The organism is Fusibacillus kribbianus, from assembly GCF_030053595.1.
GTDB classification, from domain to species: domain Bacteria; phylum Bacillota; class Clostridia; order Lachnospirales; family Lachnospiraceae; genus Lientehia; species Lientehia kribbiana.
The window spans coordinates 134,004-158,392 of sequence record NZ_JASGBQ010000001.1; the positions used below are offsets into that span (position 1 = coordinate 134,004).

At 50.1% G+C, this 24,389-nt stretch carries 20 protein-coding genes and 1 tRNA gene; 2 read left to right on the plus strand and 19 right to left on the minus strand.

Annotation, left to right across the window (positions count from 1 at the left end):
* Window positions 1-70: 70 nt before the first annotated feature.
* The 12 genes from QJ036_RS00670 to argC form a co-directional block, all read right to left on the minus strand.
* On the minus strand, window positions 71-1,048 hold the full coding sequence (locus QJ036_RS00670; protein WP_283229500.1) for an ABC transporter permease: 978 nt from the start codon (window positions 1,046-1,048) through the stop codon (window positions 71-73).
* Window positions 1,049-1,063: 15 nt separating this feature from the next.
* Entirely contained in the window at window positions 1,064-2,569 is a 1,506-nt protein-coding gene (locus tag QJ036_RS00675) for a sugar ABC transporter ATP-binding protein (protein WP_283229501.1), read from the minus strand.
* Between the two features lie 45 nt (window positions 2,570-2,614).
* Window positions 2,615-3,190 (minus strand): phosphoheptose isomerase family protein, encoded by a 576-nt coding sequence (locus QJ036_RS00680; protein ID WP_283229502.1) that lies wholly within the window; start codon window positions 3,188-3,190, stop codon window positions 2,615-2,617.
* A 17-nt stretch (window positions 3,191-3,207) separates the two neighbouring features.
* The gene (locus QJ036_RS00685) at window positions 3,208-4,491 is read right to left on the minus strand and encodes a class II D-tagatose-bisphosphate aldolase, non-catalytic subunit (protein WP_283229503.1); all 1,284 of its coding nucleotides are present in this window, start codon (window positions 4,489-4,491) and stop codon (window positions 3,208-3,210) included.
* A 23-nt stretch (window positions 4,492-4,514) separates the two neighbouring features.
* The gene (locus QJ036_RS00690; RefSeq protein ID WP_283229504.1) at window positions 4,515-5,483 is read right to left on the minus strand and encodes an ROK family protein; all 969 of its coding nucleotides are present in this window, start codon (window positions 5,481-5,483) and stop codon (window positions 4,515-4,517) included.
* Window positions 5,484-5,659: 176 nt separating this feature from the next.
* The gene (locus QJ036_RS00695) at window positions 5,660-6,325 is read right to left on the minus strand and encodes a MurR/RpiR family transcriptional regulator (RefSeq protein ID WP_283229505.1); all 666 of its coding nucleotides are present in this window, start codon (window positions 6,323-6,325) and stop codon (window positions 5,660-5,662) included.
* A 438-nt stretch (window positions 6,326-6,763) separates the two neighbouring features.
* Window positions 6,764-7,585, minus strand: a complete 822-nt coding sequence (locus QJ036_RS00700) for a MurR/RpiR family transcriptional regulator (protein WP_283229506.1) — start codon at window positions 7,583-7,585, stop codon at window positions 6,764-6,766.
* A gap of 201 nt (window positions 7,586-7,786) precedes the next feature.
* Entirely contained in the window at window positions 7,787-8,977 is a 1,191-nt protein-coding gene (locus tag QJ036_RS00705) for an aspartate aminotransferase family protein (RefSeq protein WP_283229507.1), read from the minus strand.
* The gene (gene argB, locus QJ036_RS00710; protein WP_283229508.1) at window positions 8,967-9,863 is read right to left on the minus strand and encodes an acetylglutamate kinase; all 897 of its coding nucleotides are present in this window, start codon (window positions 9,861-9,863) and stop codon (window positions 8,967-8,969) included. Before argB ends, QJ036_RS00705 begins: the two co-directional genes overlap by 11 nt.
* A 71-nt stretch (window positions 9,864-9,934) precedes the next feature.
* Window positions 9,935-11,305, minus strand: coding sequence for a sodium-dependent transporter (locus QJ036_RS00715; RefSeq protein ID WP_283229509.1), 1,371 nt, complete (start codon window positions 11,303-11,305; stop codon window positions 9,935-9,937).
* Window positions 11,306-11,367: 62 nt separating this feature from the next.
* Window positions 11,368-12,591, minus strand: coding sequence for a bifunctional glutamate N-acetyltransferase/amino-acid acetyltransferase ArgJ (argJ, locus tag QJ036_RS00720; RefSeq protein WP_283229510.1), 1,224 nt, complete (start codon window positions 12,589-12,591; stop codon window positions 11,368-11,370).
* A 28-nt stretch (window positions 12,592-12,619) separates the two neighbouring features.
* Window positions 12,620-13,660 (minus strand): N-acetyl-gamma-glutamyl-phosphate reductase, encoded by a 1,041-nt coding sequence (argC, locus tag QJ036_RS00725; protein ID WP_283229511.1) that lies wholly within the window; start codon window positions 13,658-13,660, stop codon window positions 12,620-12,622.
* Window positions 13,661-13,907: 247 nt separating this feature from the next.
* Between argC and QJ036_RS00730 the strand changes: the two genes are divergently transcribed.
* Window positions 13,908-15,128, plus strand: coding sequence for an argininosuccinate synthase (locus tag QJ036_RS00730; RefSeq protein WP_283229512.1), 1,221 nt, complete (start codon window positions 13,908-13,910; stop codon window positions 15,126-15,128).
* 90 nt (window positions 15,129-15,218) lie between these two features.
* Here the strand turns inward: QJ036_RS00730 and QJ036_RS00735 are convergent, their stop codons facing one another.
* From QJ036_RS00735 to QJ036_RS00755, 5 genes are all read right to left on the minus strand, one after another.
* Window positions 15,219-15,842, minus strand: coding sequence for a flavodoxin family protein (locus QJ036_RS00735; RefSeq protein ID WP_283229513.1), 624 nt, complete (start codon window positions 15,840-15,842; stop codon window positions 15,219-15,221).
* Window positions 15,843-15,871: 29 nt separating this feature from the next.
* A complete protein-coding gene (gene typA, locus QJ036_RS00740; RefSeq protein WP_283229514.1) occupies window positions 15,872-17,701 on the minus strand; it encodes a translational GTPase TypA in 1,830 nt (609 codons plus the stop codon).
* A 174-nt stretch (window positions 17,702-17,875) separates the two neighbouring features.
* Window positions 17,876-18,769 (minus strand): mechanosensitive ion channel family protein, encoded by an 894-nt coding sequence (locus tag QJ036_RS00745; protein ID WP_283229515.1) that lies wholly within the window; start codon window positions 18,767-18,769, stop codon window positions 17,876-17,878.
* Between the two features lie 3 nt (window positions 18,770-18,772).
* Window positions 18,773-21,199, minus strand: coding sequence for a 1,4-alpha-glucan branching protein GlgB (glgB, locus tag QJ036_RS00750; protein ID WP_283229516.1), 2,427 nt, complete (start codon window positions 21,197-21,199; stop codon window positions 18,773-18,775).
* A gap of 207 nt (window positions 21,200-21,406) precedes the next feature.
* Window positions 21,407-22,243: a GGDEF domain-containing protein gene (locus QJ036_RS00755; RefSeq protein ID WP_283229517.1), complete on the minus strand. Its 837-nt coding sequence runs from the start codon at window positions 22,241-22,243 to the stop codon at window positions 21,407-21,409.
* Window positions 22,244-22,387: 144 nt separating this feature from the next.
* Between QJ036_RS00755 and QJ036_RS00760 the strand changes: the two genes are divergently transcribed.
* Window positions 22,388-22,460, plus strand: a tRNA-Val gene (locus tag QJ036_RS00760).
* Window positions 22,461-22,524: 64 nt separating this feature from the next.
* On the opposite strand, the gene QJ036_RS00765 is transcribed toward QJ036_RS00760, so the two are convergent.
* Together QJ036_RS00765 and QJ036_RS00770 are read right to left on the minus strand one after the other, a co-directional pair.
* Window positions 22,525-23,409 (minus strand): 4Fe-4S dicluster domain-containing protein, encoded by an 885-nt coding sequence (locus QJ036_RS00765; protein WP_283229518.1) that lies wholly within the window; start codon window positions 23,407-23,409, stop codon window positions 22,525-22,527.
* Window positions 23,410-23,425: 16 nt separating this feature from the next.
* Complete coding sequence (locus tag QJ036_RS00770; RefSeq protein ID WP_283229519.1) at window positions 23,426-24,364, minus strand: ketopantoate reductase family protein; 939 nt, start codon at window positions 24,362-24,364, stop codon at window positions 23,426-23,428.
* Between the last annotated feature and the right edge of the window lie 25 nt (window positions 24,365-24,389).

A 24,389-nucleotide genomic window follows, 5' to 3' on the forward strand; every position in this document is an offset into this window, starting at 1 on the left:
ACATTTTGTTGTTTTTATTTTCTTAAACCGCTGTGCGGATTAAGTTCACGTTTGCTTTATACCAAAGTGTTTAATTTCTCTTCTTATTGATGAACATATCGAGCATAACTGCACCGATTACCAAAAGGCCCTTGGTCACGGTCTGCCAGTAGGAACTAATCCGCAGAAGGTTCATTCCGTTATAGATAACACCAATGATGGCAATACCAATCATGGTTCCGGGAATAGTTGCCACACCACCGGCAAATGAAGTTCCGCCGATTACACAGGCTGCAATCGCGTCTGTTTCATAACCAACACCAATATTCGGCTGTGCTGCATTGATTCGGCTGGTCAGGATCACACCGCCGATTGCGGTACAGATACCCATCCATACAAAGGAAAGAGTTCTTGTCCAGAATACCTTAACGCCGGAAGCAATCGCTGCATTCATGTTTCCGCCAACTGCATAAATATGACGGCCGAACTTGGTCCAGTGGAGCAGGATATAAGCAACTACAGCCACCACCAAAAGAATCAGAATCGAGTAAGGAAGAAATCCTCCCAACTTACCTAAACCAATCTGGCGAAATGCCTTGTTGGCCAGCGTCTTTGTCTCACCGTCGCAGATGATGTAGCCGATTCCTCTGATTACCAGCTGGGTAGACAGTGTTACAACAAAAGGAAACATGTTGAACTTTGCGATCAGTGCACCGTTGATGAAGCCGAAGGCCGCACAAACTACTACCGAAAGAATAATCGCAAGCCAGATGCTGTCGGAAAATTCAAAGGATTTTCCGATGATAACACTGGTCAGTGCCAGCATGGAGCCGATGGAAAGGTCGATGCCGCCGGCTGTGATTACGAATACCATACCAAGTGCAAGAACACCGTTAACCGATACCTGCTGTAAGATGCTGACCACATTTCCCCACGTTCGGAAGGTTGGGGATGCCACACACATAAACGCGATCATAATCAGCAGAACAATAAAGATTCCATATTTCTTCATGAACACACTTCGGTTCATTCCAAAAATCATTTTCTGTTTTTTTGCTGCTTTCTCCATATCCGGAAGCCCTCCTTATTTCTCTCCAAATTCCTTTGCCAGAACAACCTCTTGGGTTGCCTCACCATTCAGGATCTCTTCCCGGCTGATTTCACCGTTAGTCTTTCCTTCGTGATAAACTAAAAGCCTGTCACTCATTCCCATAACCTCCGGAAGCTCCGAGGAGATCATAATGATAGCCATTCCCTGTGCAGCAAACTTGCACATCAGCGTATGAATTTCCGATTTTGCACCGACATCAACACCTCTGGTTGGCTCATCCAGGATCAGAACCTTCGGATTGGCCATAATCCACTTGGACAGAACCACCTTCTGCTGATTGCCTCCGGAAAGGGAATATGCCTCATCCTCAATGCTTGCTGCTTTTACTGTCAACTGTTTGGAGACTTCCTCCACCTCCTGTTTTTCTCTTCTCTGATTCAACAGGAAGCCCTTCTGCTTTTTCGGCAAATTCGGAAGAGAAATGTTTTCTCTGATGGATCGATTCAGACAAAGACCATAATTCTTCCGATCCTCATTGACCATGGCGATTCCAAGTTTTACCGCTTCATATGGATCCTTAATATGGATTTCCTTTCCCTCCAGCCACATTCTTCCACTTTCCAGCGGATCCAGTCCAAAAATCGCTCTCATTGTTTCGCTTCGTCCTGATCCTACCAGACCTGAAAGTCCAAGAATTTCTCCCGCATGAACCTCAAAACTGATATCCGAAAAACCTTTTCCTGTAAGACCTTCTACTTTAAAAAGTACATCGCCGATCTTACAATCCACTTTCGGGAAAATACTGTCAACCTTTCTTCCCACCATCATGGAGATCAGTTCTTCTCTTGTTACGCCTTCCATGCTTCGACTTCCCACATATGTTCCGTCCCGGAATACAGAAACCGCATCACAGATCTCGAAAATTTCTTCCATTCGATGAGATATGTAGATGATTGCAACGCCCTTTTTCTTCAGATCTCGGATGGTTCGGAACAAATGCTCGGTTTCCTCACTGTCCAGGGAAGAAGTTGGCTCATCCATGATGATAACTCTTGCGTTACAGGACACGGCTCGGATAATTTCTACCATCTGAGCCTGTGCCAGAGTCAGATCCTCCATCAGGGTTGTAGGCGCCTCGCGAAAATCAAATTCTTTCAGGATTTCTTCCGTTTTCTGATTGGTCAGCTTCTTATTCAGAAACGGGCCTCTTGTATCCTCTCTGTTTAAGAAAATACTTTCTGCGATTGACAGATGAGGCTCCGGATTCAATTCCTGATGGATCATGGAAATTCCTTTGTTAATCGCATCCGCCGGTCCTCTTGCGGAATACGGCTTTCCATCAAAGGTGATGGAACCTTCATCCGGCTTATAAAGACCGATAATACATTTCATCAGTGTCGACTTTCCGGCTCCATTTTCGCCCAGCAGCGCATGAACCTCTCCAGCCTTCAGATGAAGTTCGACATTCTTCAGTGCCTGCGTACCGCCGAATGCCTTGGAAATACCCTTACATTCCAGAATGTAATGTTCTCCCGCCATTTTTTCACCTCTCCCACTTTCTCTTATTGCCTTGCTGCACCCTTCCTACTCCACATTTCTGTGTCTTGCTTCCAGATCGTCATAAGTAAGGCCAAGATCCTCCACCAGAAGCATAATGATCACATCACACAACATATATAAATGCTGTTCGTACTGATTTCCCATCATCTGAACAGTAGGAATCACATCGGTTCTTCCGGCCAGATATGCTGTTGCCCGCACGAACACAGAAATATCGGCATACTCTTTAATATGCTTTCCGTCCGGATTTCCGTTAAAGGTAAGGATTCTTCCTCCAGCTGCTTTCACTTTCTGAAGATAATAGGTAAACGATCCGACTTCTCCGAAGCCCTCAGAGGTAATGTATAAATCTCCCGGCCGGATCCCGACCGTTGTATCATCAAACACCCAGTGAACATTTTTTCCGAGATGTGCCAGTCTCATGGCAAATCCTCGAAGGGAAATTCCTTCCCGCCCGGCTGCAAAAACGAAAATGTTTTTTGCCTTTTCGATTGCTTCCATGGCCGCCCGAAGTTCGTTCATATCCAACAGTTCAAACACTCTTCTGTGTTCTTCTGCAATCGCCTCTGTCAGCTCCTTATACCGTTTTTCCAGTTCCATCCTTCTCCTCCTGTTTTCTAATTCCGTGCCCCCACACTTTTCTGATACTCCGCGACCACCTGGCGCACTGCCGCCTTCGCCAGCGCCTTCGCTTCTCTGGGTAGTGTGCCATCCCGTACCATGCGGTACTGCTCCGGCATATACTGGTGGAGCATGGAATCGGACGGTGTCTTATTATCCAGATTTCGGAACAGATGCTCCATTGCCTGTCCGACCCGTTCATCTCCAATATAATATCTGCACCGATCGGAATAGCTGTACTTTCTCGCCAGATGCTTTTCTTCCTCGGTTCCGTTATAATGTTTTTTCCAGTTTCCGGGCTGCTCCAGCATAACCTGCTCCAGGATCATCGAAAAATGAGAACACTGATACTCCGGATACAGCTCCTTTTCCATTGCCTCAAGCTGGAATAATCCCTCCCTAAGTGCAAAGGTCAAGGCCGGTCCAACCTTCAGAATAGCAATTCCATCTTCCGCCATTTCCCGAAGAGATGTTTCTTTCTGATAATCAGTCGAATGACCTTCAAAGATGAATCCTGGATGGTTCTGAAGAGCTTTTGTCAGCTTTTCGGCTTTTCCCCGATCATACTCACAGACGCTACTGTCTCCAAACTCCACACCAGGCTGAACCACCACTGCAATAATATGTTCAAACGCATCCGTAAAACCGGCCTTATCAAATACCCGCTTATAAACCTCTACGGTTTCCTCAAAAGCCTCCGGTTTCGTTACCTGCACCGATTCCTCTGCTTCCTGGCTTCCGCCCGGAATCGGCACCTCACTTCCGATAATGAACACTGGCAGCTCTGCTTTCGGATCCTGCCGCTTCCGTTCCTCAAAGCCATCCATAGCTGCCCGGTATAACCGGACACCCCGTTTTGCAATAGTCTCCGTAGAAAGCGGCTTGGACGAATCATCATCTCCCAGTCTCATGCTTGTATCCAGATGAATTTTCTGAAAACCGGCCTGAACAAATTCCCGAACAAGCTGTTCTGCCTTTTCCATAGCCGTTTCCTCTGGTTCGCTGCTCCATACAAGCGGTCCCAGATGGTCCCCCCCCAGAAGCAGCTTTCCCTTCGGAAGGTTACTCCGCTCCGCGATCCGCTCGGCATATTTTACAAAGTCAGCTGCATTCATTCCGGTATAGCCGCCGAACTGATTAACCTGATTGGCCGTTGCCTCCACCAGTACATATCCATCCTTTCCGGCTTCCTCCATACACGCTTCCAATACCAATTCATTGGAAGTACAGTAGGAAGCAATCCCTCTTTGTCTTTTCAGGACCTCTTTAATCGGATTCATAGCTCCACCTCTTCCTCTCTGCTTCAGACGCCTTCCTTCACTGCCTGCATTGCCAGTGCACATGCACCGTACATTCCTGCCTCCGATCCGAGACTTGTCCGGATCACTGGACAGTAAGACCGTTCCGAAAGAACCATCTCTCTGCATTTCTGGTTTAACGGTTCGATCAGAAGATCTCCCGCATTGGAAACACCTCCTCCGATCAACACGACCTCCGGATTAAACAACATCATCAGCGTTGATATTCCCGCCGCCAGATAAGAAATAAACCGATTCAGGATTTCCCTGCAGGTTGCATCTCCTTCCTTCGCGCCTCTCGTTACCATACTGTTGTCATAAACTCCCTCATTCTCTTTTACATACTGATGAAGGATCGTCTTCCTCCGGTTCTTCATCATCTCCAGGGCATCTCTCATCATTGCTGTTCCGGAACAGTAGGCCTCCAGATGTCCCCTTCTTCCGCAGAGGCAGATATCTCCACCCTCGGTCTGGACCATCATATGTCCGAACTCTCCGGCCATGTTTTCTGCCCCGCCAAAGATCTTTCCGTTGATAATAATTCCGCCTCCGACTCCGGTTCCAAGCGTCAGAAGCAGCAGATTTTCTTTTCCGCTTTCTCCGAAGGCATATTCGCCGAGCGCATTGATATTCGCGTCATTTTCTATGAAATACGGTGCCCGGTAATATTCTCCCAGCTTTTTGGCCGGATTGAATCCATCCCAGCGGAGTTTTGCCAGATAGACGGTTTCACCGGCCTTACGGTCTACCGTTCCCGGCAGTCCCATGGCCAGTGCTTGAATTTTCGGCTCTCGGATCCCATTTTTTTCAAACATCCGGTCAAGGGTTTCGATCATATCATCGCTGACTGCTTCATATCCGCGTTCCGCCTTTGTCGGAATTTGTGTTTTCGCAACCACCTGTTTTTCTTCGTCCATGATCATCAGTTTTACATTGGTCCCTCCAACGTCAATTCCAATGAAATATCCCTCCATCAGCGGATTCTCCTTTCTCTCCGTTTCTTCTACTGTTTATATCTTGAGAGCAGAAACTCCGTCCTGTCTCCCTTGTCCTTCATTGTTTCCTTATCCTTCAGTAAATACAGCAGCGCATCGACTACCAGAAGTTCCATCACATGGGAAGCTCCTCCCAGATCCTGGAATGGATGATCTCATGATTCTGTACAAAGGACATAGCCTGCTTCTCGTGCGGCATCTGATTGTCTGGTATCTGTAATCAGGATTGTCTCCATTCCAATCTCCCGTGCCAGTCTCAACGCCTGTATCACATGAATCGCTTCCCCAGAATGGCTGATTGCCACCATGACATCACGTTTTCCGGAAAGACCGACACTTCGGATTGCGTATTCCGGCACATCAGACACAAAACTCTTGATTCCCAGTCTTGTAAGTCGATGTGCAAAATCTGCGGCAATCTCTCCAGTATTCCCCCATGCAATCAGATATACGGTTTCTGCTTCCGCAAGAAGATTCACACATCGTTTCACAATGTCCTGATCCATCTTTTCCGCAGCTTCCCGAATGTCCCTGGAAACCTTATCAAAAAATTCTTTCAGGCTCCCCTGCTCGCTCTGTACATCCTTCTTCTGTTTTCCCAAAAGTTCCGAAGCCAAGCTGATCTTCATCTGGTAAAATCCGCTGTAGCCCACATGACGGCACATCCGAATTACGGTTGCATCGCTGGTCTCACTTCGTTTTGCCAGCTCCGCAATATTCAATTCAACAACCTCCTCCGGATGCTTCAGGATATAATCAGCAACCTTTTTCTCTGCCTGAAACATTTCACTGTAACAGCTTCTGATTGTATCCAGTGTCAAGTTTTCCTCCTTTTAAGAAGCTAAACTTCACGAAGTTTTTCTTCATTCGCGAAGTCTCACTTCTTCAACTTCACGTATTATTTTGTTTTTATTACATTTTTGTGAGTTTTTATGTTTTTTATCTTTTTTTGATGGTTTCATTGTACACTTTGTCATGGAGTTTGTCAAGCATTTATGAAGCAAAACTTTATTTCCAGCTCCATGAGTGGAGTTTTTCTTTTTACCCCCCCCCCCGAGCATAAAGTAATACTTTGTATCATATTTTATTTATCCGCTGTCCGCTGTAGCGAGATCCCCGCGGAGTGTTTTGGTTTCATAGGACTCACTTTCCTACGAAGCAAAAAGACCGTCTGCAGGGAATCTGACTCATTCCCTACAAACGGTCTCCACCTCTTTGTTATTTATAATTTCTTTCCGTCTTCTTCCGGCCCTTCTTTTTTACAGCTTTGAATCCGACATCAACATCTCTGTTTTGTCTCCCTTTCCAGACTTTCCGCCTTTCCGTCCGGCAAAATACAGAAGCGCATCTACTACGGCCAGCTCCAGCAGATGGGAGTCACCACCGAAGTCATGAAATGGCTGTTCCTTTACGGAGGTACAAAGCAGATGATCTGCCAGCTTTTCAGCTTCCGACTGCGGCGTATTGGTGATCAGGATCGTCGGAATGCCTAGCTCTTTTGCCAGCTTCATAGCCTGGATCACATGGATTGAGCTTCCCGAATGGCTGATCGCCACAAGTACATCAGCACTGTCTCCAAGTCCCAGGCTCCGCATTGCATACTCTGGCATATCCGACATAAAGCTTTTAATCCCGCTTCTCGCAAGACGGTGGGCAAAATCTGCTGCAATCTCTCCCGTATTGCCCCACGCCGACATATACACCGTATTGGCCTTCGTAATCAGCCTTGCACAAGTCAGCAAGCTTTCCGTATCGATGCTCCGCGATACATCTGCAATATTCTTGGACAGCATATTAAAAAAGCTCACCGAATCCTGCGGCCCACGTTCTCCATTTACCTCATCTCTGGCCGAAACCTTTCCCAGATCCGAAGCCAGGCTGATCTTCATCTGGTAAAATCCGCTGTAGCCGATATGACGACACATTCGGATGATCGTAGCATCGCTGGTCCCGCTGGCTTTCGCCAGCTCCGCAATGCTCATATTCACTGCCTGTCCCTGGTTCTCCAGCACATAATCAGCGACCTTTTTCTCTGCCTGAAACATTTCATTATAAAACTGCCTGATTTTATCAATTGCCATAGAGCCTCCCACTGCACATCACACTTAATACTTAAAATTATAATAGTCTTTGTCCTGTTATGCAATCTGATTCTTTCTCACTCATCATTTTTTCTGTTTTTCCCAGTCCGATTATCCCATATTTGTCTAAAACGTCAAAAACTGCTGAGCTGTCAGGATCTCTCTCAACAACTCAGCAGCCTTTTTCATGTTTTATCTATTTTACTTCACTTCATCCAGGCTTTCTTCCAGCGCCTTGATCATCTCATCCACATGCTCTTTTTTGATCACCAGCGGAGGGACAAACCGGATCACATTGTTTTCAGCGGTGATCAGGATCACGCCCCTGCTGATCACTGCCTTGGCAATGGCGGCCGGATTTTCCGTAAACTCCAGGCCCTGGATCAGGCCCTTTCCGCGGTGATCCTTCACCATTGAATAGTTTGCCTTTACTTCTTCCAGACGTTCCCAGAGATAAGTGCCCATCTCATTGACATTTTCCAGAATATGTTCCTCCTCAAAAAGATCAAACACCTTGCTGGCTGCCGCACATACCAGCGGATTTCCGCCGTAGGTGCTGCCATGATCGCCGGGAACCAGAACTGCGGCCTTCTCATTTGTCACAAAGGCTCCGATGGGAAGTCCGTTTCCGAGCGCCTTTGCCACAGTCATCACATCAGGCTTTACGCCTGCATATTCACTGGCGAACATCTTGCCGCTGCGGCCCATGCCGCACTGGATTTCATCGAAGATCAGGAGCATGTCATGCTCGTCGCAAAGGGCCCGTACACCCTTTAAGAACTTCGGATCGGCCGGATAAATCCCGCCCTCGCCCTGGATCGGCTCCAGAATAATGGCGCAGGTCTTCTCATTGATCAGTGCCTTCACACTGTCCAGATCGTTGTAATCAGCAAACTTGATTCCGCCGATCAGTGGACGGAAATCCTCCTGATAATGGGGATTTCCCGTCACGGAAAGGGCGCCCATGCTCCGTCCGTGGAATGAATGGTTCATGGCAATGATCTCATGATCCGTTTTCCCGTCTTTTTTAATGGCATATTTTCTGGCGGTCTTGATAGCGCCCTCAATGGCCTCGGTACCGCTGTTGGTAAAGAATACCCGGTTCAGTCCGGTTGCCTTCACCAGCTTTTCTGCTGCCTCAATGGCAGGAACGTTATAATACAGGTTGGATGTGTGGACCAGCTTGTCCACCTGTGCCTTCACGGCATTGTCAAACTTCTCGTTATGATAGCCCAGGCCGAATACGGCGATTCCTGCCGCAAAATCCAGATATTTCTTTCCCTCCACATCATAGAGGTAAACACCCTCGCCATGATCAAACACGATCGGTGTCCGGTTGTAGGTATGTAAAAGTACCTGTTCGCCACGGTCTATATATTCCTTAGACTTCATGATAATAACGCTCCTCTCCGCTCTTTAAAATCGCTGTTCCGATACCCTTGTTGGTAAAGATTTCCAGAAGCAGGCAGTGTGGAATCCGTCCGTCCAGGATATGGACTCTGGAAACTCCCTCCTGCAGCGCATCAATGCAGTTCTTCAGCTTGGGAAGCATACCGCCGCCGGCATTGCCTTCGGCAATAAACTTCTCCGCGTCCTCCAATGTCAGCTCCGAAATCAGGCTGGACTTGTCATTGAAGTCCCGGTAAACGCCCTCCACATCCGTTAAGAACGCCAGCTTCTCGGCCTTGACCGCCTTGGCAATGGCACAGGCCGCATCATCGGCATTGATATTATAGCTGTCAAAATTATCATCATATCCGATGGGACACACAATGGGAAGGAAATCCTTCTCCAGAAGATCAAATAAAAGCTCCGGATTCACCTTTTTAATGTTTCCCACATAGCCGATATCCTGTCCGTCGGAAAGCTTCTTCTCCACGTTCAGCAGGCCGCCATCCTTGCCGCTGATTCCGACCGCCTTCACACCAAGCTCCTGAACCAGCTGCACCAGGCTCTTATTTACACGGTTTAAAACCATCTCCGCCAGCTCCATGGTCGGCTCATCTGTTACGCGGAGTCCGTTGACAAATCTCGGCTCCATGCCGATCTTCTTGACCCAGGAGCTAATCTCCTTGCCGCCGCCGTGAACGATGATGGGCTTAAAGCCGACCAGCTTTAACAGAACCACATCCTTGATGACATTCATCTTCAGTTTTTCATCCACCATAGCGCTTCCGCCGTACTTGACAACGATGATCTTGCGGTTAAACCGCTGGATATAAGGAAGTGCCTCGATAAGCACCTCCGCCTTGTGCATGATCAGTGAATCCATTTCCATTTCTTTTTATCCTTTCCGGTCGTTCCCGGCGTTTTCTTTTCTCTTTCCTGTAAAGCCGGCGGCTCCGTGCTTTACAGTACAAACTTTGCAAGATATCCCCACACAAAGATGAAGAGTACGATCAGCGGCAGGATATACTTACAGTACACCCGCAGCCAGCCGGGGAACTTGATTCCTATTCCTTCGTTTGCTTCTGCCTGGAACTTTTTCCAGCCCCAGCCGTATCTGGTCACGCAGAACAGCAGATACACCAGGCTGCCCAGAGGCAGAAGATTGTTGCTTACGATAAAATCCTCCAGATCCAGCACGTTGCTGCCGGCTCCCAGGGGCATAAAGCCGCTCCAGAGGTTGAAGCCCAGCACGCAGGGCACGGACAGCACGATGATGGCGATCATATTTACAAGAACTGCCTTCTTTCTCGTGCATCCCGTCAGATCCACCGCAAATGAAATAATATTTTCAAATACCGCAATGACCGTGGAGGCTGCGGCAAAAAACATGAAAACAAAGAAGAGTGTGCCCCAGAGCTGTCCCAAAGGCATGGCGTTAAATACATTAGGCAGGGTCACAAAGATCAAGCTGGGGCCTTCTCCCGGATCCACACCGTAGGCAAAGCAGGCCGGGAAGATAATCAGTCCGGCAACCAGTGCCACAAAGGTATCCAGTGCCATGATGCTCACTGCCTCACCGGTCAGTCTGCGCTCTTTTCCAATATAGCTTCCAAAGATCGCAAGGGCTCCGATTCCCAGGCTCAGCGTAAAGAATGACTGACCCATGGCCGCATACAGCACATTCCAGATCCCGTTTTCCTGTACCTTGGAAAAATCAGGAAGCAGATAAAATTTCAGACCCTCGCCGGCTCCCTTTAAGGCAACCGAATTGACTGCCAGAATCAGCATCATAAACAGCAGGCAGATCATCATGACCTTTGTGATCCGCTCCACGCCCTTCTGAAGTCCCATGGCGCAGACACCGAAGCACAGTACCACCACGATCACCATAAACAGGGTCATCACGCCGGGATTCTGGGTCATGGCACCGAAAGCCGTTCCAATCTCTTCTGCATTAAGACCGTTGAACTTTCCTGCTGCCATTTTTACCATATAATACAGCATCCAGCCGGCGATGGTGGTGTAGAACATCATCAGCAGATAGTTTCCTGCGATTCCGAACCACTTATATACATGCCATTTGGAGCCCTTCGGCTCCAGTGTGTCAAAGGACCTCGCCAGACTTTTCTGGCTTGCCCGGCCGACCGCCAGCTCTGCCACCATGATGGGCATTCCCAGGATCAGCAGGAAGAAAATATAGAACAGAACAAAGGCCGCTCCGCCATATTTTCCGGTGATGTAGGGAAATCTCCATACATTTCCCAGGCCGATGGCACAGCCTGCGGAGATCAGGATAAATCCCAGTCTTGAAGAAAATTTTTCTCGGTTCATACTTACAAACCCCTTTCAAAATACTGTCCAACAGTATAACACAAAGGGCTTCGTTTTGTCTATCAGGAACGATAATCCGCGTTGATCTTTACATAATCATAGGTCAGATCGCAGCCCCATGCCGTGGCTCCGGCACTGCCCATCTTCATATCGGCAATGGCTGTAACCGCTTCCTCAGAAAGGATCTTTGTGGCCTCCTCCTCACTGTATCCGGTAGAAACGCCGTTCTCCACGATCTTCAGCTTTCCGGCAGCGCTCTCGAACCAGATATCTACCTTCTCCGGGTCAAACTTCACACCGGAGTAGCCCAGTGCACAGAGGATCCGTCCCCAGTTTGCATCATGACCGTAAATAGCTGCCTTCGTCAGACTGGAGGTTACCACCGACTTGGCAAGGATCTTTGCATTTTCCTTTGTATCGGCACCCAGTACCTTAACCTCAAAGAGGCAGGTCGCACCCTCACCGTCTCCGGCGATCTTCTTGGAAAGCTCCGTCATAACCTCATGGAGTACCGCACAGAACTCCCTGTAATCCTCGTCTGCTTCGGTGATCTCTTTATTTCCGGCCAGGCCGTTTGCCATTAAGAGCACACTGTCATTGGTAGAAGTATCTCCGTCCACGGAAATCATGTTGAAGGTATCCTCCACATCATCGCTCAGTGCCTTCTGGAGCATGTCATGGGAAATGGCTGCGTCTGTCATGACGAAGCAGAGCATGGTTGCCATATTGGGATGGATCATGCCGGAGCCCTTGCACATGCCGGCCACAGTCACCGTTTTTCCGCCCAGCACCGTCTCAAAAGCCACTTCCTTTGGCTTCGTATCCGTGGTCATAATGGCCTCTGCCGCCAGATGGGCATCCTCTCTGCTGCTTCCGAGGAGCGGAGCCAGCTTTCCGATTCCGCTCCCTATGATATCCATGGGAAGCTGCGCACCGATAACTCCGGTGGAAGCCACCAGAACCGCATCGCCGGGCACACCGAGAACCTTTCCGGCCTCTGCCGCCATCTCCTTACAGCAGTTGTATCCCTCGATTCCCGTGCAGGCGTTTGCCACACCGCTGTTGACCACAACGGCCTGTGCAAACTCACTTTCATATACCACCTCATGATCCCATTTTACGGGAGCTGCCTTCACCACATTCGTGGTAAACACACCGGCCGCCCTGCAGGGAACCTCGCTGTATACCATGGCCATGTCCTTCTTACCGCCTTTTTTGATCCCGGCATAAAGACCGGCCGCTTTAAATCCCTTCGGCGCTGTCACGCCGCCGTCAATTTTCTTCATACTGTATGATCCTCCTTTTGATTCTGCGTTACGGGAACATGGGAACCTGTGTCAGTCCCATATTCTCTTTTAATCCAAACAGCAGGTTCATGTTCTGTACTGCCTGTCCTGCTGCCCCCTTTACCAGGTTATCCAGTGCACCGATGGCAATGATCCGCCCTGTCCGCTCATCGATCTTGAAGCCGATATCCACAAAGTTGCTGCCCTCAACCCATCTGGTCTCCGGATAAACACCCTCCGGCAGCACTCTCACAAAGAACTCATTCTCATAATACTTATCATAAGCTGCCTTAACCTCTTCCCAGGTCACATGCGTTTTCAGATTTGCATAGGTGGTTGCCAGAATTCCGCGGTTCATGGGAACCAGGTGCGGAGTAAAGTTCAAAAGCACTGGCTGTCCGCAGGCATAGCCAAGCTGCTCTTCGATCTCCGGCGTATGTCTGTGGCTTGCCACGCCGTAAGCCTTCATGCTTTCATTGACCTCACAGAACAGGTTCGGAACCTTAGCTCCTCTTCCTGCGCCGGAGGTTCCGGACTTTGCATCAATTATAATAGAAGAAACATCCACCAGTCCCTCTTTTACCAGCGGGTAAAGAGTCAGGATCGAGCAGGTGGTGTAGCAGCCGGGATTGGCCACCAGTCTTGCTTTCTTCACGTCCTCCCGGTTGATCTCACAGAGCCCGTAAACCGCTTCCGGAATGTACTGGGGACTTTTATGCTCCAGACCGTACCACTTTTCATATACCGCCACATCCTTGATCCGAAAATCCGCGCTCAGATCCACGATCTTTGTCTCAGACAGGATCCCGTCATTGACAAGGGAAGCACATAAGCCCTGGGGAGTCGCCGTAAAGATCACGTCGGCCTCCTTTGCCAGCTCTTCCATATTATCATCGAGGCACTGGGCATCCACCATCCGAAACATGTTTCTGTATATGGACGAATACTCCTGTCCCACATAGCTTCTGGAGCCATACCATACGATTTCTGCCTCCGGGTGTCCCAGAAGGAGTCTCGCCAGCTCTGCACCGGCATATCCGGTCGAGCCGATAATTCCTGCTTTAATCATTTCTGTATTCCTTTCTGTTATTTTTATGCGGTCCTCCGCGTAAATTTCTCTGGTTCCGGCTATTCCTCATTCCGCCGGTAACAATTTATAATTATACATTATCATTGTATAATATGCAACAACTTTTTTATTTTTTAAATTTGGGGTTGCATTTTTTTACAATCTGTTGTATATTTATTCCTGCGACACAGCGAGAGCGTGTATAACTGAAAAGAAAACATATAAGCGTTACGAGGAGGATATTATCATGAAAGAAAAAGTTATTCTTGCATATTCCGGCGGTCTGGATACATCGGTGCTGATTCCCTGGCTGAAGGAAAACTATGATTATGAAGTGATCTGCGTATGCATCGACGTAGGGCAGGGCAATGAGCTGGACGGTCTGGAGGAGCGTGCTCTTTCCACCGGCGCTTCCAAGCTTTATATCGAGCATGTGGTGGATGAATTCTGTGATGACTACATTCTTCCCTGCATCAAGGCAGGCGCTGTATACGAGCACAAATACATGCTGGGCACTGCCATGGCACGTCCTCTGATCGCCAAGATCCTGGTGGACATTGCCAAGAAGGAAGGCGCTGTTGCCATCTGCCACGGTGCTACCGGAAAGGGCAACGATCAGGTTCGTTTCGAGCTGGGCATCAAGGCACTTGCTCCCCATCTGAAGATCATTGCTCCCTGGCGAATCTGGGATATGAAATCCCGTGAGGATGAGCTGCGTTACTGTGAAGAGCACGGCATCAAGCTCCCCTTCAAGGCTGACAACAGCTACAGCCGCGACCGCAACCTGTGGCATATCAGCCACGAGGGCCTGGAGCTTGAAGATCCCGCCTGCGCTCCCAACTACGATCATATGCTGGTTCTCGGCCAGACTCCGGAGAAAGCTCCCGATGAGGGCGAAACCGTTTCCATCACCTTCCAGGCAGGTACTCCCGTTGCACTGAACGGCAAGGAAATGAAGCTGTCCGAGATCATCACCGAATTGAATGCCCTGGGCGGCAAGCACGGCATCGGCATCGTCGATATCGTGGAGAACCGTATGGTGGGCATGAAATCCCGCGGTGTCTATGAGACTCCCGGAGGAACCATCCTGATGGCAGCTCATGATCAGCTGGAGGAGCTGATCCTCGACAAGGAAACTCTGGCCATGAAGAAGGATGTGGGCAATAAATTTGCAGATCTGGTTTATTCTGCAAAATGGTTCTCCCCTCTTCGGGAAGCCTGCCAGGCTTTTGTGGAATCCACTCAGACCTATGTGACCGGCGAGTGCAGGATGAAGCTCTACAAGGGCAACATCATCAAGCAGGGAACCACCTCTCCCTACTCCATGTACAATGAGAGCATTGCTTCCTTCACCACCGGAGATCTCTACGATCACCACGATGCAGAAGGCTTTATCAACCTGTACGGCCTCTCCACCATGGTTCGCGCCATGAAAATGGAAGAGATTGCAAAGAACGAAAACAAATAATTCTTTCACAAAAACCGGCCACGGTATCTGGCTCAGAGAAGCTTACAAGCCCTACTCTGATGCAAAATACCGTGGCCTTCTTATTATTACTCAACGAATGAAATTTGTCCGCTTCTGAGGCTCCATAGGCGGAGGATTGATGCCCACCTGTTTTCCTGCCTCAATACAGCGAAGCAGCCATGCCATATTCTTTGCGAGGGTCTCCATGATCTGCATTCCCTCCTCATCCTTCACCGCATCCTCGGCTCCGTTTCCGTGAACCATGTTCCAATACTGGGACGCCACGATGGGCATACAGGTGATCGTCATGTACTTATTCAGCTGATCCACGGTAACCGTAGTTCCTGCTCTTCTTGCACATGCCACAGCCGCTGCCGGTTTATAACGGAACAGCTCGCTTCCTGCGTAGAAGGCTCTGTCCATAAAGGCGGTCATCAGGCCGGAGGCTGAAGCATAATGGACCGGCGTGCCGAAGATAAAGCCGTCAGCAGTCTCCGCCTTTTCCAGTGCCCGGTTCACTGCATCATCAAAGACACAGCGGTTATTCCCCTTCTTCTTGCAGACACGGCAGTCGATGCAGGTGGTTTCCAGTTTTCCCACATGGAAGATCTCGGCCTCAATACCGAGGCCTTCCAGCGTATCGGCTGCTTTCTTTAATGCCGTATAAGTTGTGCCCTGCTCATGAGGACTTCCGTTGATCAAAAGTACCTTCATTTTTATACCTCCCACACAAACATGCTCAATTATTTATTAATGGATGCACGCTTTCTCATTCTGGAATCCAGAATCTTCTTTCTCAGACGCAGGTGCTCCGGAGTCACCTCCAGAAGCTCATCGGCATCGATAAAGTCCAGAGCCTGCTCCAGGCTCATGATCACAGGAGGCACCAGCTTCAGCGCATCATCGGAACCGGAGGAACGGGTATTGGTCAGATGCTTTGTCTTGCAGACATTGACCTCGATATCCTCCGTCTTGGGACTGGAGCCGACCACCATACCGGCGTAAACCTTTTCGCCGGGTCCGATAAAGAGATTTCCTCTCTCCTGTGCATTGAACAGACCGTAAGTGACGCTTTCTCCGTCCTCAAAGGCAATGAGAGAGCCCTGGCGGCGGTACTGAATATCCCCCTTATAGGGCGCATAGCCGTCAAACAGCTGATTCATAACTCCGTTGCCCTTGGTATCCGTCAGGAAATCACCCCGGTAACCGATCAGTCCTCTGGACGGAATGGAAAATTCCATACGGGTATAGCCGGTTCCGGAAGGGGACATTCCCTGGAGCTCGCCCTTTCGGAGAGAAAGCTTCTGAATGACCGTACCGGAAAATTCATCGGGAACGTCAATATATACCAGCTCCATGGGCTCCAGCTTTCTGCCCTTCTCATCCTGCTTGTAAATAACCTCTGCCTTGCTTACCGCAAATTCATAGCCTTCCCGGCGCATATTCTCGATCAAAACGGAGAGATGCAGCTCGCCTCTGCCGGAAACCTTGAACCGGTCGGCATCCTCTGTCTCCTCCACCCGGAGGCTGACATCGGTGTTCAGCTCCTTAAACAGCCTGTCACGGATGTGGCGGGAGGTCACATATTTGCCCTCAGTTCCTGCAAGGGGACTGTCATTTACCATAAAATGCATGGCAATGGTGGGCTCGGAAATCTTCTGGAAAGGAATGGGCTGCGGGTTCTCCGGAGAACACAGCGTGTCGCCGATGTGCAGATCGGCAATACCGGAAATTGCCACGATGGAGCCGATGCCGGCCTCAGCCACTTCCACCTTTTCAAGGCCGTCGAATTCATAAAGACGGCTGACCTTCACCTTCTTGAACTTGTCCGGATCATGGTGGTTCACAAGGACAACCTCCTGGTTGACCCGGATGGAGCCGTTGTCCACCTTTCCCACACCGATCCGGCCCACATATTCATTATAATCAATGGTGCTGATGAGAATCTGGGTATCTGCATCCGGATCTCCCTCAGGCGCCGGAATGTGTTCCAGTATCGTATCAAACAGCGGCTTCATATCCTTCTTTTCATCATCCAGATTTTTCACCGCATAGCCGCCCTTGGCCGACGCAAAAATAAACGGGCAGTCAAGCTGCTCATCGGAGGCATCCAGCTCCAGAAGAAGCTCCAGTACCTCGTCGATGACCTCATCCGGTCTGGCCTCCGGTCTGTCGATCTTATTAATGCAGACGATCACAGAAAGATCCAGCTCCAGAGCTTTCTGCAGTACAAACTTTGTCTGGGGCATGGCTCCCTCAAAGGCATCCACCACCAGGATCACACCGTTGACCATCTTGAGGACACGCTCCACCTCGCCGCCGAAATCGGCATGGCCGGGGGTGTCAATGATGTTGATCTTCGTTCCTTTATAGGTGACCGCCGTATTCTTGGACAGGATCGTGATGCCTCTCTCCCGCTCAATGTCGTTGGAGTCCATGACACGCTCCACAACCTCCTGATTTGCCCGGAATACGCCGCTCTGTTTTAAAAGCTCGTCCACCAGCGTAGTCTTGCCATGATCGACATGGGCAATGATTGCAATGTTTCTTACATCTTCTCTGGTTGTCTTCATGCTTTTTCCTGCTTTCTCTTCTTCTCTGTCATTCATTTGCAGAACATTCACTGCATTTTCACATTTCCCTATATTAGCACACTCCTGCCGGTGTTTGCAAGCAGATTTTGCACGCAGAAAGGAGCCCCCTCTCCACAGATTTCCATTATCCGCAAAGAAGGTGCTCCCTCCCTGTTATTCCTGACGGATATGCACATCCAGCTGGCCGTAGGGGATCTCCACCCCCGCCTCGTCAAAGGCCAGCTTGATCTGCTCCGTCAGATTCCATTTACATTTCCAGTAATCCGGAGTTTTCACCCAAAGACGGCAGCCCAGGGTCACCGCGCTGTCATCCAGGCTGGAGACAAACACAAAATGCTCCTTCTCGTGAAGCACAAGGGGCTCCTCCTCCATGAGCGTTTTCAGGATCTCCTTGGCCTTTTTCAGATCTGCTTCGTAAGAGATCCCCACCTTCAGTTCCAGAAACCGCTGCTCCTGAGCGGTCACATTTGTCATGCTGCTGTTGGCCAGCGTTCCGTTGGGGATCACCACCATGCGGTTGTCCAGAGTCACGATCTCTGTATAAACGAGTCCGATACTCTTGACCGTACCTTCATTTTTGTGGCTGTCCTCAATGATATAATCTCCCACCTTAAAGGGCTTCATCATAAGGATCAGAAGACCTCCGGCGAAATTCGCCAGACTTCCCTGCAGAGCAAGGCCAAGCGCCACCGTAACCGAGCTTGCCACTGTGGCAAACGCCGTAGGCTGCACCCCTGCAATGCCCAGGATCACAATAGCCAGGAAAACATAACCGACAGCCCGCACCAGGTATTTGACGAACTTTCTCACGGTGATCTCCGCCCCGGCCCGTTCCATGGACCGCTCGGTCAGTCTGGTGAGTATCCGGATCAGCTTTCTGCCGATCAAAAACAGCAAAAGTGCAGTTAAAGCCTTGATGCCAAAGACCAGCGCTTTCACCGGAAGGCCGTCCAGGAACTCCTGAAACTGGCTCTGGTAGGTGCTCTGTATCTGCTTCACCGCCTCCGCCACATCGGCAACAGTCTCCTCCTCATGCAACATCAACATAGGTTACGATTCCTCCATCATTGCTTTTCTGACTTTTTCCACTCCGGCCGTCTTTCCCCTGGATTTTTTTGCCCGGGGTTTTTTCTTTGCGGCTGCATTTCCCTTTACCTTTTCCAGAACCGGAATGTATTTGAACACCTGGATGCCGAGGGGCGCCACCCGCATGATGATCGAATTCTCCCGCTCATCGCACTCTGCCGCCCTGGACTGCTTCACCCTGGGATTCACGAAGCCCGTGCCGCCGTAAGCTTCCGCGTCACTGTTTAAGATCTCTTTATACTTGCCCGGGAAGGGAACGCCCACCTGATATTCCTCATGGGCCACCGGAACAAAGTTGCAGACCACAAGAAGGGTATCCTCCGGCTTCTCTCCCTTTCTCAAAAATACAGCAATGTTTTCTTTTGCATTGGTACAATCGATCCACTCAAAGCCCTCCGGCTCATCATCCAGCGCCCAGAGTGCAGGACTTTCCAGATAAAGCCGGTTGAGATCCTTCACATAATTCTGAAGCTCCTTATGGATCTTATACTCCAGCAGATACCACTGCAGTCCTTCCTTTTCGTTCCACTCATCCATCTGGCCGAATTCCTGCCCCATGAACAGAAGCTTTCTGCCCGGATGGAGCATCATAAAGCCGTAGGCAGCCCGGACATTGGCAAATTTAAGCTCAAAGGTTTCTCCCGGCATCTTGCCTACCATGGAGCCCTTGCCGTGAACGACCTCGTCGTGGGACAGCACCAGGATAAACCGTTCGCTGTAGGCATAGATCATGCTGAAGGTCATTTCCCCATAATGATAGGTCCGATACAGCGGGTCGCACTGCATATAGCCCAGGAAGTCATTCATCCATCCCATATTCCATTTGTAATCGAAGCCGACGGCACCGTCCTCCACGTTTCCGGTGATTCTGGGCCATGCGGTGGACTCCTCTGCGATGAGCACAGTGGGAACCGCCTTCTTCTTGAAAATAGAATTCAGATGGCGAAGCATCTCCAGCGCTTCCAGATTCTCATTGCCGCCGTACATGTTGGGGATCCATTCCCCGTCGTTCTTTCCGTAATCCAGATAGAGCATGGAAGCCACTGCATCCATGCGGATACCGTCGGCATGGAATTCCTTCGCCCAGTAAAGAGCATTGGCAATGAGGAAATTGGACACCTGCGGTCTTCCGTAATTGAAGATCAGAGTCCCCCAGTGGGGATGGGCTCCCTGTCTGGGATCCCGGTGCTCATAAAGGCCTGTCCCGTCAAAGTTTGCCAGGCCGAAGGTATCTCTCGGGAAGTGGGCGGGCACCCAGTCAAGGATCACGCCGATTCCTGCCTGATGCATGGTATCCATGAAAAAGCGGAAATCATCCGGTGTGCCGTAGCGGCTGGTGGGAGCATAATAACCGGTCACCTGATAGCCCCAGGATTCATCCAGCGGATGCTCCATCACAGGCATCAGCTCCACATGGGTATATCCCATCTCTTTTGCGTAAGCCGCCAGCTGAGGCGCAATCTCCCGGTAGCTGCAGAAAGGATTCTTAAGCTCCTTCTGTCCGCCTTCTTTGCTTTCCTCGTTTGCTTCCCCTTCTGTCCCGGCTGCGTCCTCTTTGTTCTCAGCAGCGGCCTCTTCCTGCTCCGCTTCCGGACGCTTCCAGGAGCCGAGATGGACCTCGTAAATATTCATGGGTCCTCCGGTCAGAGCGCCGTCTGCAAGCTGCTTTTGTTTTTCTGCCATCCAGGCTTCATCGTTCCAGACATACTGCCCCAGGTCGAACACGACCGAGGCCGTCGCCGGACGGAGCTCTGCATAGCTTCCATAGGGGTCTGCCTTCAGGCAGGTATTTCCCCCTTTGAATTTCACTTCATACTTATATAATTCTCCGCAGGAAAGCTCCGGAATAAAAAGCTCGTAGATCCCGGAATCTCCCAGCCTCTGCATCTGATGACGCCTGCCGTCCCAGAGATTGAAATCGCCGACTACGCTGACCCGAATGGCATTGGGCGCCCATACGGCAAAGACCACTCCGGGCACTCCGTTCAGAACGGTGGGATGCGCTCCCAGCTTTTCATAAATCTCATAATGGATCCCGGCTGCAAACCGTTTAAAATCCGATTCCGTAAAGGTCGACGGGAACCGGTAAGGATCCTCCAGCCTCTGCTTCACGCCGTTGTCCCAGGTCACATCCAGTACATAGTCCGGCAGCTTTTTCCCCGGAACCAGCGCAGCGAAAAAGCCCTCCTCGTCCACCTGTTCCATATCATATGTTTTTCCTGTTCCATTCAAGACCACCGTAACCGCCTCAGCTGTGGGCAGAAACGTCTGGATCAGAACCCCATCATCTGTCATATGCGGGCCGAGTATCGCCGCCGGCTCCTGACATTCAGAATACACGACAGCCTCAATCTCCGGCCAGTCCATCAATCGATATAAAATTTCGTTCATCGGCACATCCTCCTTGTTTTCATTTTACCATCTGGCCCCCTTCTGTACAAGGGCCGGGAAAGAAAAAAATAGGAAAGAGAACATTGGGAAAATACCGCCAACGGAGCCTGTGAAATCCCGCTGGATTTGAGTATATAGACAATCCCGGCGGTAATGGGACACCGAAGTATCCCAAACCGCCGGGAACAAGAGTTATTTACAAGACTGTCATTTTATCTGAACACTGTTCTTTTCATGCTTTGCGACATACAGTAGCCGGTCCGCTTCCAACAGAGCGTCTTCGCTGCCCTCATCCATACAGTATACCCCGCCGATGCTGACGGAAAGCCGGGCATCGGGATGATCCGGCAGGCGAAGCCGTTCCACCGCAGACCGGATCACCTCCAGTCTCATAGCAAACACTTCCTTCGGAATATTCCAGAACACCACCACAAACTCATCTCCGCCGTAACGCACCACCGCATCGGTCCCCCGTACGCAGGAAAGGATGGTATCCACCACCATGCGAAGCACCGCGTCTCCTGTCTGATGTCCGTAAGTATCATTGATCTTCTTGAAATCATCCATGTCCAGCATGGCAATGGCATCGTAATCCAGACCGCGCAGCTGCTCCTCATAGTATCTTCGGTTATAGGCCCGTGTCAGCGAGTCCATATAAAGCCGTTCGTTGAAATTGGCAAGGGTCTCTGTCAGCTCCTGTTTATCCATCTTCCCCAGTATGGTGTCATCCATGATCTTCGACAGCAGTTCCAGCACATACGGTGTGCCGTCCACCTCCATATACATGCCGATGACATAATAGACCTCCTGGCCGATGAATTCAAATTTCATCACCTTGCCTTTTTTCAAAAGGGCTTTCGCAGAGATACAGTTGGCGCAGCGCCTTTCCCTGTTCCAATAAGCATAGCATTGATAGGGAGCCGATACCGGATTTCCCTCCTCATCAAAGGTTATCTGTGCTGTCACATCCGCGTCGACCAGACGCACCACATCAAACACTGTTTTCAGCTGATCCATCAACACAACAATTTCTTTTCTGGTCATGCCTTCTCACCTTCCACATGAAGCTTCTTATTTTCCGTCCTTTGTTGATTCCCTTTGTTTCATCCAGTATACTGTTTTTTATTGGAAAACACAACCTTTTTAGTGCTTGCTTTTTTGTCTGTTTTCCGCTATACTCTTAGTAACGGAGACATAGCTCAGCTGGGAGAGCGTCTGCTTGACGTGTAGAAGGTCGCAGGTTCGAGCCCTGTTGTCTCCAGGATGGAAAAGCCCCTGATATTGTCCGGATCACCGAAGGATCTGACAGAATCAGGGGTTTTCTGTTATCCGATCAGCTCTTTCTCCACATTTTCAAAGCCGAGCCGGTCGATGGTCTCTGCAAAACGCTCGCCTGGATTTCCCTTATCACGGAAAAGAAGCATCGCTTTTTCCATCACATCCAGAGCTTCCTCTTTGCTGGTGAACACCTTGCCCAGCGCCCTGCCGTGAGAAATCTTCTTTCCCCATCTGCCGCCGATATAAATCTTATAACCACGCACGCCTTCCGTCGTTGCGCCAAAATAGCACTTGTCCCTGCACCGTCCGCAATGGATACAGGCTTCCTCATCGATCTTCAGCTTTCCGTCCACCACTTCACAGGCCTTTACCGGACATACTGCTGCCACAGCACACTTTTTACAGCCCTTGCACTTCTCTTCATCAAACGCAGGGACGCACTGACCGATGATTCCCACGTCATTCAGATTTGGCTTTACACAGTTGTTGGGGCATCCGCCCACAGCGATCTTGAATTTGTGAGGAAGCTTCACATCGCCATAGCCCTCAAAGAACCGGTGATGGATCTCCTCCGAAAGGGCGAAGGTATCGATGAGTCCGTACTGGCAGGTGGTTCCCTTGCAGGATACGACAGGGCGAACCTTTGCTCCCGTACCGCCGGTCACCAGTCCCTCCCGTGCTATATAAGCACGAAACTCTTCGATTTTTTCATAGGGGATTCCCTGGACCTCCACGGTCATACGGGTAGTAAAGGTCACATTACCATTGCCGAATTTTTCCGCCGCCTCGGCGATGCATTTCGTCTGAGCCGCAGTAATTTTTCCATTGACCGTGATCACACGGCCTGAAAAATCATCGGTACCCTTATTGCTCAGAAACCCCAGCGCCTTCACTCGTCTCTCATCTTCTTTACTGACTGTCAGACAAGCCATTTTTCTCCTCCTGTTTTCATCGGGGATCAAATTCCCCGGTATTTTTTTCCTCGTACACGCGGATGCCATGATAAAACACGTAACAAAGAGGTGTCGGAATCCCCAGCTTCTTTCCCAGCCGCACTACGGTGCCGGCAAAAAGCTCCACCTCGGTCTTCTTTTTCGCTTCCAGATCCTGGAGGGTCGAAGGCTTATTCCCATAAGGAATGTTCTTCACAGTCTTTTCCTGAGCCTCGATATCCTGTTCACTCAGGTCAACCCCCAGCCGATTGGCAATGGCCATGACCTCCCGCATAGCTGCCCGGCGCAGCTCGTTGGCAGAATCGCTGGTGCGGAAGGCTCCGAAAGGGATTCCCAGAAGAGCGCAGGTCATATTTTCTCCCACGTTGCACATGAACTTGAACCAGATCCCCCGCTTCATATCCTCATCGATCACGTAAGGAATACCGCAGGCCTCAAAAAAGTCCCGCACCATCTGTGTCCTTGCGGTCAGCGTCTCGTTTTTCGCCTCGCCGAAGTGCACGGTTCCCCAGTTGGGGTCAAAATCGGCCACCCCATCCTTCATCACAATGGACATCCGCATATAGGAATAGAGCACATGATCCCAGCCATAGGCGGCGGCCACCTTCTCCTCACTTTCGATACCGTTCATCACACAGAGGATCTGTGTATGCTCTCCGACCAAGTTCCGGATATCCTCGATCGCCTGCAAAAGTCCCATATCCTTCATGGCCATAATGATCAGATCTGCCTTTGGCCCTTCCTCCTCCGGTGTCCGGACAGAAAACTTATAATTCACGCCGTTGATGGTGACACCCTTCGTCTCCAGACGTTCCTTTCTTGCCCCCGACGCCACCACCCGAAAATGATCCCGGCCGAGTTTTGCCTCCATCCTCGGTGCAAAGAAGGAGCCCATGGCCCCCAGACCGATCAGAGCCGCATACCGTATCTCCATATCCTGCCTCCATTTGTACTGTAAT